The 14,941-nt window shown below is 62.5% G+C and carries 14 protein-coding genes; 6 read left to right on the top strand and 8 right to left on the bottom strand.

Annotated features, from left to right (window positions below; all coding sequences use genetic code 11):
* Positions 1-79: 79 nt before the first annotated feature.
* Positions 80-1,171 carry a TRAP transporter substrate-binding protein gene (locus ABDB84_RS17125; protein WP_345920985.1) on the bottom strand — a complete coding sequence of 364 codons (1,092 nt, stop codon included), beginning with the start codon at positions 1,169-1,171 and terminating at the stop codon, positions 80-82.
* A 159-nt stretch (positions 1,172-1,330) separates the two neighbouring features.
* Entirely contained in the window at positions 1,331-2,689 is a 1,359-nt protein-coding gene (gene pmbA / locus ABDB84_RS17120) for a metalloprotease PmbA (RefSeq protein ID WP_345920984.1), read from the bottom strand.
* Positions 2,690-2,751: 62 nt separating this feature from the next.
* Between pmbA and yjgA the strand changes: the two genes are divergently transcribed.
* The 3 genes from yjgA (at position 2,752) to ABDB84_RS17105 (ending at position 4,370) form a co-directional block, all read left to right on the top strand.
* Positions 2,752-3,297 carry a ribosome biogenesis factor YjgA gene (gene yjgA / locus ABDB84_RS17115; RefSeq protein WP_345920983.1) on the top strand — a complete coding sequence of 182 codons (546 nt, stop codon included), beginning with the start codon at positions 2,752-2,754 and terminating at the stop codon, positions 3,295-3,297.
* Positions 3,290-3,910, top strand: coding sequence for a molybdopterin adenylyltransferase (gene mog / locus ABDB84_RS17110; RefSeq protein ID WP_345920982.1), 621 nt, complete (start codon positions 3,290-3,292; stop codon positions 3,908-3,910). Before yjgA ends, mog begins: the two co-directional genes overlap by 8 nt.
* Positions 3,911-4,166: 256 nt before the next feature.
* The gene (locus tag ABDB84_RS17105; protein ID WP_345920981.1) at positions 4,167-4,370 is read left to right on the top strand and encodes a cold-shock protein; all 204 of its coding nucleotides are present in this window, start codon (positions 4,167-4,169) and stop codon (positions 4,368-4,370) included.
* Positions 4,371-4,460: 90 nt separating this feature from the next.
* On the opposite strand, the gene ABDB84_RS17100 is transcribed toward ABDB84_RS17105, so the two are convergent.
* The 5 genes from ABDB84_RS17100 to ABDB84_RS17080 form a co-directional block, all read right to left on the bottom strand.
* A complete protein-coding gene (locus ABDB84_RS17100; protein WP_345920980.1) occupies positions 4,461-6,275 on the bottom strand; it encodes a glucokinase in 1,815 nt (604 codons plus the stop codon).
* Between the two features lie 14 nt (positions 6,276-6,289).
* Positions 6,290-7,399 carry an ABC transporter ATP-binding protein gene (locus ABDB84_RS17095; protein WP_345920979.1) on the bottom strand — a complete coding sequence of 370 codons (1,110 nt, stop codon included), beginning with the start codon at positions 7,397-7,399 and terminating at the stop codon, positions 6,290-6,292.
* Between the two features lie 57 nt (positions 7,400-7,456).
* The gene (locus ABDB84_RS17090; protein ID WP_345920978.1) at positions 7,457-8,329 is read right to left on the bottom strand and encodes a carbohydrate ABC transporter permease; all 873 of its coding nucleotides are present in this window, start codon (positions 8,327-8,329) and stop codon (positions 7,457-7,459) included.
* Entirely contained in the window at positions 8,322-9,239 is a 918-nt protein-coding gene (locus ABDB84_RS17085) for a carbohydrate ABC transporter permease (RefSeq protein WP_345920977.1), read from the bottom strand. Before ABDB84_RS17085 ends, ABDB84_RS17090 begins: the two co-directional genes overlap by 8 nt.
* 96 nt (positions 9,240-9,335) lie before the next feature.
* Entirely contained in the window at positions 9,336-10,577 is a 1,242-nt protein-coding gene (locus tag ABDB84_RS17080; protein WP_345920976.1) for an ABC transporter substrate-binding protein, read from the bottom strand.
* A 620-nt stretch (positions 10,578-11,197) separates the two neighbouring features.
* Between ABDB84_RS17080 and ABDB84_RS17075 the strand changes: the two genes are divergently transcribed.
* Positions 11,198-12,172 carry a glucokinase gene (locus ABDB84_RS17075; protein ID WP_345920975.1) on the top strand — a complete coding sequence of 325 codons (975 nt, stop codon included), beginning with the start codon at positions 11,198-11,200 and terminating at the stop codon, positions 12,170-12,172.
* Between the two features lie 308 nt (positions 12,173-12,480).
* On the opposite strand, the gene ABDB84_RS17070 is transcribed toward ABDB84_RS17075, so the two are convergent.
* Positions 12,481-13,587 (bottom strand): aromatic ring-hydroxylating oxygenase subunit alpha, encoded by a 1,107-nt coding sequence (locus ABDB84_RS17070; protein ID WP_345920974.1) that lies wholly within the window; start codon positions 13,585-13,587, stop codon positions 12,481-12,483.
* Positions 13,588-13,773: 186 nt separating this feature from the next.
* On the opposite strand from ABDB84_RS17070, the gene xseB reads away from it, so the two are divergent.
* Both xseB and ABDB84_RS17060 read left to right on the top strand, forming a co-directional pair.
* Complete coding sequence (gene xseB, locus ABDB84_RS17065; RefSeq protein WP_345920973.1) at positions 13,774-14,025, top strand: exodeoxyribonuclease VII small subunit; 252 nt, start codon at positions 13,774-13,776, stop codon at positions 14,023-14,025.
* Entirely contained in the window at positions 14,022-14,921 is a 900-nt protein-coding gene (locus ABDB84_RS17060; RefSeq protein WP_345920972.1) for a polyprenyl synthetase family protein, read from the top strand. The genes xseB and ABDB84_RS17060 overlap by 4 nt, the downstream gene beginning before the upstream one ends.
* The last annotated feature ends 20 nt before the right edge of the window (positions 14,922-14,941 follow it).

Below are 14,941 nucleotides of genomic sequence, written 5' to 3'. Positions count from 1 at the left end.
TAGCGGCTCGGCGCGCAGGCGGACATGAAAAAGCCCGCCGCAGAGGCTGCGACGGGCTGTGACGCGGGCAGTGGAGCGTTTAGCGCTTGCCGCCGCGAGTGCTGTGCACGAAGTCGTCGAAGCTCTTCTCGGCGACGCCGAACCACAACAGTTCGTCGTCACGGAATTTCTTCCAGGGCTCGTAGATCTTCTTCCACTTCGGGTTCTTCGCCGAGTACTCGTCGTACATGGCAAAGGCTTCCTTGTTGGCGGCGCTCATCACTTCCTTGGAGAAGGCGCGCAGCTGGGTACCGGCAGCGGCTAGACGGCGCAGCGCGTTGACGTTCTTGATGTCGTAGCGCGCCTGCATTTCCAGGTGGGCGTAGGCGCAGGCGTCTTCGAGGATCTGCTGGTATTCCTTGGGCAGCTCCTGGAACTTCTTCTGGTTGATGTACAGCGAGAGCTGCGCGCTGCCTTCCCAGAAGCCGGGGTAGTAATAGTACTTGGCGACCTTGTTGAAGCCGAGCTTCTCGTCGTCATAGGGGCCGACCCATTCGACGGCGTCGATGGTGCCTTTTTCCAGCGCCGGGTAGATGTCGCCCGCCGCAATTTGCTGCGGCACCACGCCCAGACGAGCCAGCACCGGGCCACCGAGGCCGCCGATGCGCATCTTCAGGCCCTTGAGGTCGGCCAGGGTCTTGAGTTCCTTGCGATACCAGCCGCCCATCTGCGTGCCGGTGTTGCCACAGGGAATGTTGTGGATGTTGTAGTCCTTGAAGAAGTCACGCAGCAGCTCCATGCCACCGCCTTCCCACAGCCAGGCGTTTTGCTGGCGCGAATTGAGGCCGAAGGGAATCGCCGCATCGAAGGCGAAAGTCGGATCCTTGCCGATGAAGTAATAACCGGCGGTATGGCAGCACTCGACGGTGCCGTCCTTGACGGCGTCGAGCACGCCCAGGCCGGGCACCAGTTCGCCCGCCGCGAAGATCTGGATGTCGAACTTACCGCCGGTGGCAGCCTTGACGTGCTGCGCAACGACTTCAGCCGCCGCGAAAATGGTGTCCAGGCTCTTCGGGAAGCTCGAAGCCAGGCGCCATTTGATTGTCGGTGCAGATTGCGCAATGGCCGGCGCAGCCACTGCACCGGCAGCCATGCCCACACTCGCCTTTTTCAGAAATGAACGACGTTCCACTTTGCTAGTCTCCTCTTATGGGTGCATCGGTTTGTGTCAAATCGGCTTGCGTCGCCGATTATAGAAACAATCGTGCATAAAGCCTCAGGGGTTAACCCGCTGGCCTGCGTTGGGCCAGACCGCATTCCGCCTGTGGCGGATGCGGCGTACCACACCTGCCTAACTCCCCGCGACAGTCATGCCCTCAACCACCAGCGAAGGCGCCTGCTTGCCGCCACGCACGACGCTGTCATTGCCCAGCAAGCTGATCTGCTTGAACATCTCGCGCATATTGCCGGCGATGGTGATTTCCTGAACCGGGTACTGGATCTCGCCATGCTCGACCCAGAAACCCGCCGCGCCGCGCGAATAATCGCCGGTCACATAATTGACGCCATGACCGAGCAGATCGGTCACCAGCAAGCCGCGCGAAACTTCACGCGCCAGCTCGTCAAGACTGCGCTGCCCCGGCGCCAGACTCAGGTTATGGCTGCCGCCGGCATTGCCGGTCGAGCGCATACCCAGCTTGCGTGCCGAATAACTGCCGAGGAAATAGCCTTGCAGCACACCGTCTTTGACCACATCGCGCGGCGTGGTGGCCACGCCTTCGTCATCAAAGGGGCTGCTCGCTTGTGCGCCCGGCAGGTGCGGATTTTCATGCAGGGAAATATGCGGTGCGAAAATCTGCTGGCCCAGCGAATCGAGCAGGAACGAGGATTTGCGATACAGGCTGCCACCGCTGGCGGCCTGCACGAAATTGCCGAGCAGGCCACAGGCCAGCGGCGCCTCGAAGATCACCGGCACCGCGCAGGTCGGCACACGACGAGCGCCCAGACGCGACAGCGCGCGCCGTGCGGCGTAATCGCCAATCGCTTCGGGTGCGGCCAGACCGCTGGCATCACGGCGCGAGCTGTACCAGTCGTCGCGCTGCATCGCCTCGCCCTCGCCGGCGATCACCGAACAGGCTATGGAATGACGCGAGGTGGCAAAGCCATCGAGGAAGCCATTGCTGTTGCCCGCCACGAATTGCGACTGCTGGCTGGACACGCTGGCGCCTTCGGAATTGCGGATCTCCGGGCTCACCGCAAAAGCAGCGGCCTCGCAGCGACAAGCCAGCGCGGTCGCCTCTTCCACCGTCAGCGCCCAGGGCGCGTAGAGCTTCATGCCCTCGACAAAGCTGGCCGGACCGTGCCAGAGCAGATCTTCATCGGCGAGGCCGGCGCAATCGTCTTCGGCGGTGAAGCTGGCAATCGACATCGCTGCGTCGACCGCAGCGCGCAGCGCCGCACGCGAGAAATCCGAAGAACTGGCGTGGCCACGGCGATGGCCCAAGTAAATAGTGACGCCGACGCCCTTGTCGCGGTTGTACTCGATGGTCTCGACCTCACCGCGCCGCACCGTCACCGAAAAGCCGAAGCCCTCTGAGACATCGGTCTCGCACGCCGTGGCGCCACGATGGCGGGCGTAGTCGAGTACTTCACGGGCAATTTCCTGCAACTGATCACGGGTATAGCTGAATCCATCGTTCTTGCGCGGCATCTCGTTCGGGCACGGTTGTGACAAAGGCTATAATCTTAGCCTGATCGCTTCTCCAAAACCTCATGCCCACCACCGATAATTTCGAATACGACGGCCCCAGCAAATCGCAGAAGAAGCGCGATATGCAAGCCCTGCAGGAACTGGGCGAAGCCCTCGTCAAGCTGCCCAAGGAGCGCCTGGCGCGCCTCGACATCCCCGACACCCTGCGTGAGGCCCTGCGCGATGCGCAGCGCATCGAAGGCCGCAACGAAGCCATGCGCCGGCAGATCCAGTACATCGGCAAGCTGATGCGCGACGTTGATCCGGAGCCGATCCGTGCGGCGCTGGAAGCCTCCAAGGGCAAGTCACGCGCCGAAACGGCACGCATGCATCGCCTCGAAGCCCTGCGTGATCGCTTCCTCGCCGACGAACAGGTCGCCAGCGAAATCGCCTCGACCTACCCCGGCGCCGATCTGCAACACCTGCGCCAGCTGCGCCGCAATGCCCTGCGCGACAAGGAACAGGCACGCCCGCCGCGCGCCTACCGTGAAATCTACCAGCTGCTGCGCGAGCTCGACGACGCGCTGCACGCCGCCGACGAAATCAGCGAGCCGCAAGACGATGAGTAATAGCCCTGTTGCCGCCAGCGCCGAACATCCCTTCGTGATCGGCCTGGTCTCGATCAGCGACCGCGCATCGAGCGGTGTCTATGCCGACCAGGGCATTCCTGCCCTGCTCGACTGGTTCGGCAGCGCCCTGGCCTGCCCGTGGCGCGCCGAGCAGCGCCTGATTGCCGATGAGCGTCTACAGATAGAGCGCACGCTGATCGAACTGGCCGACAAGGCCGGCTGCCACCTGATCGTCACCACCGGCGGCACCGGCCCGGCGCCGCGCGACGTCACGCCGGAAGCCACCCTGGCCGTTGGCGGACGCGAGATGCCGGGCTTTGGCGAGGAGATGCGGCGCATCTCGCGGCACTTCGTGCCGACCGCGATCCTCTCGCGCCAGACTGCGGTGATTCGCGGCAAAAGCCTGATCATCAACCTGCCCGGCCAGCCCAAGGCGATCCGCGAAACCCTCGAAGGTTTGCGTGATGCCGAGGGAAATTTGCTGGTTGAAGGCATTTTTGCTGCCGTGCCCTACTGCATCGACCTCATCGGCGGCCCCTTCATCGAGACGAACAGCGCGGTCTGCAAGGCTTTCCGGCCGAAAAGTGCCGCAAGGCCAAATGGCAACCTGTAGGCAACTTGTAGCGCTTTTTTGGTTCGATTTATGCACAAACACAGCAAAACATGCCCCAAAGGGCATAGTTTTCGCACTCGCAGCAAATAAAGCTTGCCAAGATGCCCTTTGCACGCCATAGTCGCGAACACGATTTTCAAGCAGTAGTTGTAGTGCTTTTCTCCAGCGTCATTCAACGCTCCGGTTGGCCATCCCTCTCTTGATTTTCGTTCTCGGGCGCGAGCCCAATCTTTATTTTTTTCAGGACTTATCAAACATGGCAACTGGTACCGTCAAGTGGTTCAACGACTCCAAGGGTTTCGGCTTCATTACTCCGGACGGTGGTGGTGAAGACCTCTTCGCCCATTTCTCCGCAATTCAGAGCAATGGTTTCAAGACCCTGGCCGAGAACCAACGCGTGTCGTTCGACATCACGCAAGGCCCGAAGGGCAAGCAAGCTTCCAACATCCGTCCGGAATAAGCTTCGCACTGACACCAGAAAAGCCCGGCCACAAGCCGGGCTTTTTTTCGTCCACCTTTTGGGTCCGCATTGGCCCGATTGCACGCGCAATCAGCTCACATGCGAGATCTGCCCCGGCTGATCTTCGTCGGGGATGCGCGGTTCGGCGCCGTGCAGCACCAGGCCCACGGTGAGGATGTCGATGACCAGCAGATGCAGGATGCGCGAGATCATCGCCAGGAAGCGGTCGCTGTCCTCGTCATGATCGACGCTGATGCTCACATCAGCACGCCGCGCCAGCGGTGACTGACTGGTGGTGATGGCAATCACCGCCGCGCCGCCCGCCTGCGCCAGGGCGACCGCTTCAAGCAGCTCGGCGACCCGGCCGGAGCTGGACACCGCAATCACCACATCGCCCGCCGCCAGGGTGCGTGCCGACATCTTCTGCAACTGGGTGTCGGCATAGGCGACGCAGGGCACGCCGCAGCGGAAGAACTTGTGCTGCCCGTCCTGCGCCACCAGACCCGAATTGCCGATGCCGTAGAGTTCCAGGCGCTTGGCTTTGCTGAGCAGCTCGGTCGCCGCGTCAATCGCCGCCATATTGAGCGTGTCACGCAGGCGCAGGATCGCCGAGGCGGTGTTGTCGAGCACTTTGGCGCTGATGTCGGGCACGCCATCGCTGTGGCGCACCTGGCTGTGGCGCACCGGCAGGGTTCCGGTGAGGCCCGAAGCAAGCTTGAGCTTGAAGTCCTGCAAGCCCTCGAAACCCAGCGAGCGGCAGAAGCGGATCACCGTCGGCTGGCTGACGCCGGCCATCTGCGCGATGCCGGCCACCGGTTCGCCGAGCACACTGCGCGGCTTGAGCATCACCAGATCGGCCACTTGCTGCTCGGCGCGCGAGAAGCTGTCGCGGCTGCGGCGGATCAGGGCCAGCAAATGGCTGTCGCCGGTATTGCCGGCATGGTGGCGCAGCGCGTCGCTGAGGATCGCCGAGACGCCCAGCAAAGCCGGCTGCGCGGCGCTGATCACATAGGTCGGAATGCCCGCCAGGTAGCTGGCGAAACGCCCCTTGGCTTCAAAGCGCTGGCGAAACGCCGATTCGGCGAAGAACTGGCCCAGGCGTGGCACGATGCCGCCGCCAATATAGACGCCGCCAAAGGCGCCCAGGGTCAGCGCCAGATCACCGGCAATGGTGCCGAGCATGGCGCAAAAGCATTGCAGGGCATCGCTGCAGATGGCGTCCTTGCCGCTCAAGGCAGCATCGACGATGAGTGGCGCAGCCAGACGCTGCGCGCCGCGCCCGGCGGCTACCGACAGCGCCTCGTAACACAGCTCGATGCCGCCGCCGGAGACCAGGCGCTCGGCCGAGACATGCGGATAGCGCTGCCAGGCGTATTGCAGAATCGTCAGCTCACGCGCATCGCTGGGCGAAAAGCTGGCGTGCCCGCCCTCGCTGCCCAGGGTCACCCAGCGCTCTGCGGTGGGAATCAGGCCGGAGACGCCCAGCCCAGTGCCCGGCCCGAGCAGACCGATGACGGCATTCTCGCGCGCCAGACCAGCGCCGATCTGCACGCGATCATTCGCCGTCAGGCGCGGCAAGGCCATCGCCAGCGCGGTGAAATCATTGACCACCAGCAAGGTGTCGAGCTGCAGGGCCTGGCGCACCGCCTCGATGGAGAAGGCCCAGTTGCGATTGGTCATGCGCACCTGATCGCCATCGATCGGATTGGCAATCGCAATCGCCGCGTGGCGCACCTGCTGCGCTTGCGATTGCAGATAGGCGCGGGTGACGTCCTCGAAGCCGGCGTAGTCGTCGCAATTGAGCACCACGACATGGTCGATGCGCCCCGGCGCCTGCTCCAGCGCGAAACGCGCGAAGGTGGCGCCGATATCGGCGAGCAGGCGAGGACTATCGTAGGCGGGCATGGCTTCTGGCAGGTTCAGCGGATGCGCTGCTCGGTGGCGGGGTCGAAATATACCGCCTTTGACAGATCGAACAGCAGCTTCATCTGCTCGCCTGGGCGCGCCGCAAAATCCGGGCAGACGCGGCAGGTCACCTTGGTGTTGTTGAGGCGCACCAGCAGCAAGGTGTCCGGCCCGGTCGGCTCGCTCAGATCGACCTTGATGCTGCGCGTCACCGCGTGCGGTACATCGCCGTGCGAATCGACCACTTCGGTGATCTGCTCGGGACGGATGCCGAGAATGATCTCGCTGCCCAGCTTGCTGCGCAGCGCCTCGCCATTGATGGCCGGGAAGACGAAATGCTCGCCGCCGCTTTCCATCGCCAGACCCAGGCCGCTGCCCGCCTCCACCACGCGGGTCGGGATGAAGTTCATCGCCGGCGAACCCATGAAGCCCGCTACGAAGAGATTGGCCGGATTGCGGTAGATCTCGTTGGGCGTGCCGAACTGCTGCACCTCGCCCGCTTTCATCACGGCGATCTTGTCGCCCAGGGTCATTGCCTCGATCTGGTCGTGCGTGACATAGACGATGGTGGTCCCCAGGCGCTGATGCAGCAGCTTGATCTCGGTGCGCATCTCGACGCGCAGCTTGGCATCCAGATTGGACAGCGGCTCGTCGAACAGGAACAGCGCCGGATTGCGCGCAATCGCACGGCCCATCGCCACACGCTGGCGCTGGCCGCCGGAGAGCTGGGAGGGGCGGCGATCGAGCAGATGCTCGATCTGCAGGATCTTGGCGACGCGATCGACCGCCGCCTCGCGCTCGGCGTGCGGAATCTTGCGGATCTCCAGGCCGAAGGAGATGTTCTCGCGCACCGTCATCGAGGGGTACAGCGCGTAGGACTGGAACACCATGGCGATGTCGCGATCCTTCGGCGGCAGATCATTGACGCGGCGGCCTGCGATATGCACTTCGCCGGAAGTGATGTCGTCGAGCCCGGCGATCATCGACAGCAGGGTCGATTTGCCGCAGCCCGAGGGGCCGACGAGGATGAGGAATTCGCCCTGCTCGACTTCGAGATCGATGCCTTTGAGTATCTCGGTCCCGGCGTAGGATTTGCGGACCTTGCGGATGGAAAGTGCGCCCATTGTGTTGTGCCTTGTCTTTATGTGAATGTCCTCAGCCTTGGCAGGCTGCGGATCTGATCAACCCTTGACCGCGCCGGCCGTCAGCCCGCGCACGAAGTACTTGCCTGCCACCACGTAGACGAACAGCGTGGGCAACGCAGCGATCACCGCAGCGGCCATGTCCACGTTGTATTCCTTGACGCCGGTCGAGGTATTCACGAGGTTGTTGAGTGCCACCGTGATCGGCTGACGCTCACCCGAGGAGAACACCACGCCGAACAGGAAGTCGTTCCAGATCTGGGTGAATTGCCAGATCACGGTGACCACGATGATCGGCCCCGACAGCGGCAGCACGATGCGCCGGAAGATGGTGAAGAAGCCGGCGCCGTCGATGCGCGCGGCTTTCACCAGCTCGTCGGGAATGGTCACGTAGTAGTTGCGGAAGAACAGCGTGGTGAAGGCGATGCCATACACGACGTGCACGAAGATCAGCCCGGCCACCGAGTTGGCAATGCCCAGCACGCCCAGCGTCTGCGCCATCGGCAGCAGGATCGCCTGGAAGGGGATGAAGCAGCCGAGCATCAGCGCCATGAACAAGGCGTCGGAACCACGGAAGCGCCACATCGTCAGCACATAGCCGTTGAAAGCGCCGATCAGCGCCGAGATCAGCACCGCCGGCACGACGAAGGACACCGAATTCCAGAAGTAGCCCTTGAGGCCGTCGCAGGTCACGCCGGTGCAGGCCGAGTTCCAGGCCTTGACCCAGGGCTCGAAGGTGACCGTGTGCGGGAAGGCCAGCAAGTTGCCCGATTTGAGTTCGTTCAGATCCTTGATCGAATTGAACAGCATCACCGTCAGCGGCAAGAGGTAGTACAGGCAGCAATAGGTGATGAAGGCGTAGAGCGCGATGCGCCCGAAGCCCATTTTCGGTTTGACGCTGTGCTCAGCCACGTTTGCTGCTCCTCAATTCCGAATACATGAAGGGCACGATCACCGACACCACGATCATCAGCATGACGATGGCTGAGGCCGCGCCCATGCCGATCTGGTTGCGCGTGAAGGCGAAGGTGTACATGAAGGTGGCCGGCAGATCGCTGGAGTAGCCCGGTCCGCCGCCGGTGAGCGCCATGACTAGGTCGAAGCTCTTGATGGCGATGTGGGCGAGAATCATGAAGCTGGAGAAGAACACCGGCCGCAGGCTGGGCAGGATGATGCGGCGGTAGATCGTCGGCATCGAGGCGCCATCGATCTTCGCCGCCTTGATGATGCCATCGTCAATGCCGCGCAAGCCGGCGAGGAACAGCGCCATCACAAAGCCGGAAGACTGCCAGATACCGGCAATGACGACGGTGTAGATGGCCATCTCCGGGTCCTTGATCCAGTCGAACGAAAAGCTGGTCCAGCCCAGATCATTGATCACTTTCTGGAAGCCGATCGAGGGATCGAGAATCCACTTCCAGGCCGTACCGGTGACGATGAAGGACAGCGCCAGCGGATAGAGAAAGATCGAGCGGATGAAGCCTTCGGCACGGATGCGCTGATCGAGCAAAATCGCCAGCAGCAGGCCCATCGCCAGGCAGGCGAAGATGAACAGCCCACCGAAAGCAGCCAGGTTCTTGAGCGCCAGCCACCAACGGTCGTTGTCGAAGAGGCTGATGTATTGCTCAAGGCCAATGAATTCGTAACGCGGCAAGAGGCGCGAGGGCGTCATCGACAGCACGGCTGTCCAGATGATGAAGCCATAGAAGAACACCACGCAGATCACGAAGGTCGGCGCCATCACGATCTTGGGCAAGACGTTTTCGAACACGTCCAGCCATTTGTTGCGCGCTGCCGGGCTCAGGGATTGCACCTGGGACATGGAAACCTCTGAATTTCTGGGTCGTTGACAACCCGTGCGGAGACCCGCGCACAGCGTGTCCGGGGGCGGCCCCGGCACGCTGCGGCGAACGCAGACTTACTTGGTCTTGGCGGCGGAGGCGAGCTTCTTCACCGCGTCCTTGGAGGACTCGTTGGAGTTGAAGAAGGAGGTCACCACATCCTGGATCGCACCGGTGGTGGCAGCGGGCACCGCCATCTGGTGGGCAATCGAGGGCACCAGGCCGCCGGATTTGGCGGTATCGGCGAAGTCCTTGGCCGAGAGCTTGGCGCAATCGTCAAACTTGGCCAGCGAGACGCCGCTGCGCACCGGGATCGAACCCTTGTTGAGGTTGAACACCTCCTGGAATTCCGGGCTCATCACGGCATTGGCGAAATCCGCCTGCCCCTTGGCCGCGTCCGCCGCGCTTTGCTTGAAGACGATGAAGCTGTCGATATTGAAGGTGAAGGACTTGTCGGTGCCCGGCGCAGCCAGACACAGGTAATCCTTGCCCGGCACCTTGCCGGCAGCGGTGAATTCGCCCTTGGCCCAGTCGCCCATAAACTGCATCGCCGCCTTGCCATTGATCACCATCGCGGTGGCCAGATTCCAGTCGCGGTTGGCGGCATCCTTGTCGATGTACTTGCGCACTGTGCGGAAGGTATCGAAAGCCTTTTCCATGGTCGGGCTGGTCAGCGCCTTCTGGTCGAGCTTGACCAGGGCATCGTTGTAGAACTGCGCGCCGCCGACACCAAGCACCACCGATTCAAACACCGTGAAATCCTGCCAGGGCTGGCCGCCATGGGCCACGGCGATGAAGCCGGCTTTCTGGATCTTCTCGGCAGCGGCCGGGAAGTCGGCCCAGGTCTTCGGCACGTCAGCGCCGGCCTTCTTGAAGACTTCGGGATTCACCCACATCCAGTTCACGCGGTGCACATTCACCGGCACGGCGACGTAGCTGCCCTTGTACTTCATGACATTGGCGACCACGCCGGGCAGCAGCTTGTCCCATTCGCCCGCCTTGGCAACGCTGTCGAGCGAGGCCAGCGTGCCTTCGGCGCCCCACTCCTGGATGCTCGGGCCTTTGACCTGCGCAGCGGTCGGCGCCTTGCCGGAGACCACGCGGCTCTTCAGCACCGTCATCGCGTTCTCGCCACCACCGCCGGCGACGGCGAAGTCTTTCCACTTGTCGCCCTTGGCCTCGATCATCCTCTTGAGTTCGGCGGCCGACTTGGCCTCGCCACCGGAGGTCCACCAGTGCAGCACCTCCACCTCGGCGGCCTGTGCCGAGATCATGCCCAGCGCTGCCAGCGCGACCGCCACGCGTTTCAACTTGATCATTCCTGTCTCCTTTGGGTTTGAACATCCGGCACCGCGATGCCGCCACTGCAACACGCCTGTCGAAGCCAGCGCTCCTCAGACAATTCAAATTTTTTTAGTGCGGGGGGAAGGCAAACAGCGCTTGATTGGCAGTAAGTGTAGTAGGACTACAAAACAGCTTCAAGCAATGCGCCTGAAATACGGATCCGTACTTTCCCTTATGCCAGAGCTTTCAAGCTGCAACAAAAACAACATAAACACTTTATAAACATAGCACTAAAACACAAGCGCGATACCTGGACAGGGCCGAACAAGGCCCCGCTCCAGTGCCTATTCAGCCTGCGCAGCGCTTGAGAAAATGTAATAAACCTACATATACTCAAACCCGGCACCGGAACAAAGCGCCAGCAGCTGGCGAGCAATCCCCTGCCGGATAACGAACACACAGCTGCCGAGCCAAGCCGCTGTGGCGGCAGCGGCAATTTGCGCATGCGCACCTTGCAGCCTGGCTCTGGAGCAATGCGATCATTGATGAGGGGGCGCCCTCACAAGAACACCCCGAACCCTATACTGCAGGCATCTGGAGACGGTCGGCCTGCAGCGCGCTGCTGGCACGCGACGGCCCGGCACGAGGAAAACTGATGGCATCGAATACTCTGAGCACCCATATCGCCGGCGACATCGGCGGCACCAATGCGCGTTTTGCGCGCATCACCCTGGACGGCAAGCTCGACCAGATCCAGATCCTGCGCTGCGCCGACTACGCCGGCCCGGCCGAGGCGCTGGCCGCCTATCTGGCCGCCAGCGCAGGCCCGGCGCCGACCGCTGCGGCCATCGGCATCGCCAACCCGATCAATGGCGATCAGGTGCAGATGACCAATCACAGCTGGCATTTCTCGATCGAGGCGATGCGCCAGCAAATCGGCTTGCAGAGCCTGGATTTCCTCAATGATTTCACGGCCCTGGCCCTGTCGCTCTCGCAGCTGCAGGACAGTGATCGCCTGGCCATCGGCGGCGGCGTGGCGCAGGCCAAGGCGGCTATCGGCGTGATCGGCCCCGGCACCGGCCTGGGCGTCTCCGGCCTGATTCCCTGCAAAGGCGGTTATGCGCCGATTGAAGGCGAAGGCGGCCATGCTTCGATTGCCGGGCAGACGCCCGAGGAGCTGGCGGTGATTGCTGCGCTGTACCGCAAGTTTCCGCATGTATCGAGCGAGCGCGCCGTCTCCGGCACCGGTCTGCCTTCGCTGCACCAGGCCCTGGCCGAAGTGCGCGGCCAGCACGCCGCCGTGCTGACGCCGCCGGAGATTGCCGAGCGCGCACTGGACGGCAGCGACCCGCTCTGCGTCGCCTGCATGCAGATGTTCTGCTGCCTGCTGGGCACCGCAGCGGCCAATCTCGCCCTCACCCTCGGCGCGCGCGGCGGCATCTACATCGGTGGCGGCATCGTGCCGCGCCTGGCGGCGCATGGCACGCAGTTTTTCCAGAATTCAGGCTTTCGTCAGCGCTTCGAGAACAAGGGCCGCTTCTCGGACTATCTTGCCGCCATCCCGACCTGGATCATCACCGCCGACACCCCGGCCCTGCTCGGCGCAGCCGCCTTCCTGCAGCAGCGCTGAGCCGGCGCTGGCCAGCAAAAACAAAGGGTCGCAGCGACACTAATGCAGTTCAGCTAGGGCGTGTTCAGTTTTTTGGGCGACGGATTTTCAACGCAAAGGACGCGAAGAAAGACAGAAGGTCCGCAAAGGAAACCAAAAAATCGTTTTCCTTTGTGGACCTTTGCTTTTCCTTTGCGCCCTTTGCGTCCAAACCCAGCGCATCAAACATGCGCATAGCCTCACTGAACGGTATTGCCGCAGCGACACAGCTTGCGCTGCTGTCGCTGCGGCCCGGTCGGGTACGGAGCCCGCCAGACGCGGCAATCTGCCTAGAGCGGGCGCTCCGCGCCGATGATGCGGCGGTAGAACTCGTGGAAGTGCTGCATGCCGTCTTCCATCGGCGACTGGTAGGGCCCGACTTCGTTGCGCCCTTCCTTGTAGAGCGCCAGACGGCCGCGATCCATGCGCTCGCCGATCTCGTCATCCTCGATTGCCGTCTCCATGTACGCCGCCTGCTCGGCAGCGATGAAGTCCGGCTCGAAAGCCGCGATCTCTTCGGGGTAATAGAACTCGACGACGTTCAGGGTCTTGTTGATGTCCTGCGGCACCAGATGGCTGACCACCAGCACATGCGGATACCACTCGACCATCACGTTCGGGTAATAGGTCAGCCAGATTGCGCCCTGCGGCGGATGCTGATCGCCGTAGATCTCGCGCACCGCCTTGTGCCAGCGCTCGTAGGTGGCGCTGCCGGCTTTCTGCAGGGAAGTGATGCCAACCTTCTGCACCGAATACCAGTCACCGAACTGCCAGGACAGATCGTCACAGGTGACGAAGTTGCCCAGCCCCGGATGGAAAGGCGCAACATGGTAGTCCTCCAGATACACCTCGATGAAGGTCTTCCAGTTGTAGTTGCAGACGTGATGCTCAACCTTGCCCAGCACATAGCCGCTGAAATCCAGCTCGCTGGCCACGCTCATGCCGGCCAGATCCGCATTGGCCGAGCGCGGCCCCTTGAACAGCAGGCCGTTCCAGGATTCGAGTGACTGACGGCCAAGGTTCAGGCAGGGATTGTCGGGAAAATGCGGCGCACCGATCAGGCGGCCATCATTCTCATAAGTCCAGCGATGGATCGGACACACCACATTGCGCGCCGTGCCGCGCCCTTCGAGCATGATCGCCTGACGATGGCGGCAGATGTTGGAGAGCAGCTGAACGCCCTCCTCGCCGCGCATCAGCATGCGTGCATGATCCTGCCAGGCCAGGGTCTGGTAGTTGTTGCGCTCGGGCACCATCAGTTCGTGACCGACGTAGCCGGGACCGGCGTCGAATAGCAGACGCTTCTCGAGCGCGAAGATCTCTTCGTCGAAATAGGTGAAAACGGGCAGCTGCGAGACTGCCGGTGCAAGTTGTGAGCGTGGTACGTGGTGAGACATCGACTGGAACCTCAGATTCCGGGTAACACTGGGCACAAACACTGGGCACAAGCCGGATTTCTGCAGCGACAATTGCTTCTGCAGACGTAATTGGCAAAGGGCTGAATTATAATCCTAGGTTTATCCTCAGGTCTTTGTCGCCGTACGCTTTTCATGGGCGGCCAGACAAGATGAAAGCCGTTCCCGATGAAGAAGTCCATAGATGACGCTAGCAAGCCGCCCGCCAATCACTTCGAAGATGCGGTGAGCGAGCTCGAAAAGATCGTTGCCACGATGGAATCGGGCAGCCTGCCGCTGGAAGACTCGCTGCGCCAGTTCCAGCGCGGCACCGAGCTCCTGCGCCAATGCCGCGACACCCTGGAGAACGCCGAACAACGCATCCGCGTCCTGCAAGACGGCGTCTTGCAAGAACTCAACAAGGCCCAAGACAAGGCATGAGCGCGCTGAAATTCCCCGAATGGATGGCGCTCGTACAGCGCCGTACCGAATCCGCGCTGGACGAACACCTGACAGCCGCCCATATCGTGCCCGAGCGCCTGCATCAGGCCATGCGCTATGCCGTGCTCGGCGGTGGCAAACGTGTGCGCCCGCTGCTGGTCAATGCGGCGGGCGAGATGACCGGGGCGCCGCTGGCGCGCATCGATGCAGCCGCCTGCGCGCTCGAATTCATCCACGTCTATTCGCTGGCGCATGACGACATGCCGTGCATGGACGACGATGTCCTGCGCCGCGGCAAACCCACCGTGCATGTGCAGTACGACGAAGCAACCGCGCTGCTGGTGGGCGACGCCCTGCAAACGCGCGCCTTCGAAGTGCTGGCCACGCCCGGCCTGTTCGACGATGTGCCGCGCCAGCTGCAGGCCATCGCCCTGCTCGCCCAGGCCTCCGGCTCGCGTGGCATGGCCGGTGGTCAGGCAATTGATCTGGCCTCGGTCGGGCAGACGATCAGCCTGGCTGAACTGGAATTCATGCACATCCACAAGACCGGTGCGCTGATCCGCGCCGCCGTCATGCTCGGCGCTCTGGCCAGCCCGCAGGCGCAAGACGCCGAAGCGATGGCGCAGCTGGATCACTTTGGCAAGTGCATCGGCCTGCTGTTCCAGGTGGTCGATGACATTCTCGACGCCGTCGCCGACACCGCCACGCTGGGCAAGACCGCCGGCAAGGACGCCGCCAATGACAAGCCCACCTATGTGAGCCTGCTTGGCCTCGCTGCCGCCCGCGACCTGGCCCGCGACCTCGCCGAACAAGCCCATCGCAGCCTGGCGCCCTGGGGCGATACCGCCCAACGCCTGCGCGAACTCACCGATTACATCGTCAGCAGGCCATTCTGAATGGATCGCGCTCAAACCAC

It is taken from the genome of Uliginosibacterium sediminicola (assembly GCF_039631295.1).
GTDB classification, from domain to species: domain Bacteria; phylum Pseudomonadota; class Gammaproteobacteria; order Burkholderiales; family Rhodocyclaceae; genus Viridibacterium; species Viridibacterium sediminicola.
This window is presented reverse-complemented; position numbering and strand designations above follow the sequence as displayed.

Coding starts and splice junctions, on each gene's coding strand:
- pmbA (WP_345920984.1), bottom strand. CDS start 2,689: ATGCCGCGCAAGAACGATGGATTCAGCTATACCCGTGATCAGTTGCAG.
- yjgA (WP_345920983.1), top strand. CDS start 2,752: ATGCCCACCACCGATAATTTCGAATACGACGGCCCCAGCAAATCGCAG.
- mog (WP_345920982.1), top strand. CDS start 3,290: ATGAGTAATAGCCCTGTTGCCGCCAGCGCCGAACATCCCTTCGTGATC.
- ABDB84_RS17105 (WP_345920981.1), top strand. CDS start 4,167: ATGGCAACTGGTACCGTCAAGTGGTTCAACGACTCCAAGGGTTTCGGC.
- ABDB84_RS17100 (WP_345920980.1), bottom strand. CDS start 6,275: ATGCCCGCCTACGATAGTCCTCGCCTGCTCGCCGATATCGGCGCCACC.
- ABDB84_RS17095 (WP_345920979.1), bottom strand. CDS start 7,399: ATGGGCGCACTTTCCATCCGCAAGGTCCGCAAATCCTACGCCGGGACC.
- ABDB84_RS17085 (WP_345920977.1), bottom strand. CDS start 9,239: ATGTCCCAGGTGCAATCCCTGAGCCCGGCAGCGCGCAACAAATGGCTG.
- ABDB84_RS17080 (WP_345920976.1), bottom strand. CDS start 10,577: ATGATCAAGTTGAAACGCGTGGCGGTCGCGCTGGCAGCGCTGGGCATG.
- ABDB84_RS17075 (WP_345920975.1), top strand. CDS start 11,198: ATGGCATCGAATACTCTGAGCACCCATATCGCCGGCGACATCGGCGGC.
- ABDB84_RS17070 (WP_345920974.1), bottom strand. CDS start 13,587: ATGTCTCACCACGTACCACGCTCACAACTTGCACCGGCAGTCTCGCAG.
- xseB (WP_345920973.1), top strand. CDS start 13,774: ATGAAGAAGTCCATAGATGACGCTAGCAAGCCGCCCGCCAATCACTTC.
- ABDB84_RS17060 (WP_345920972.1), top strand. CDS start 14,022: ATGAGCGCGCTGAAATTCCCCGAATGGATGGCGCTCGTACAGCGCCGT.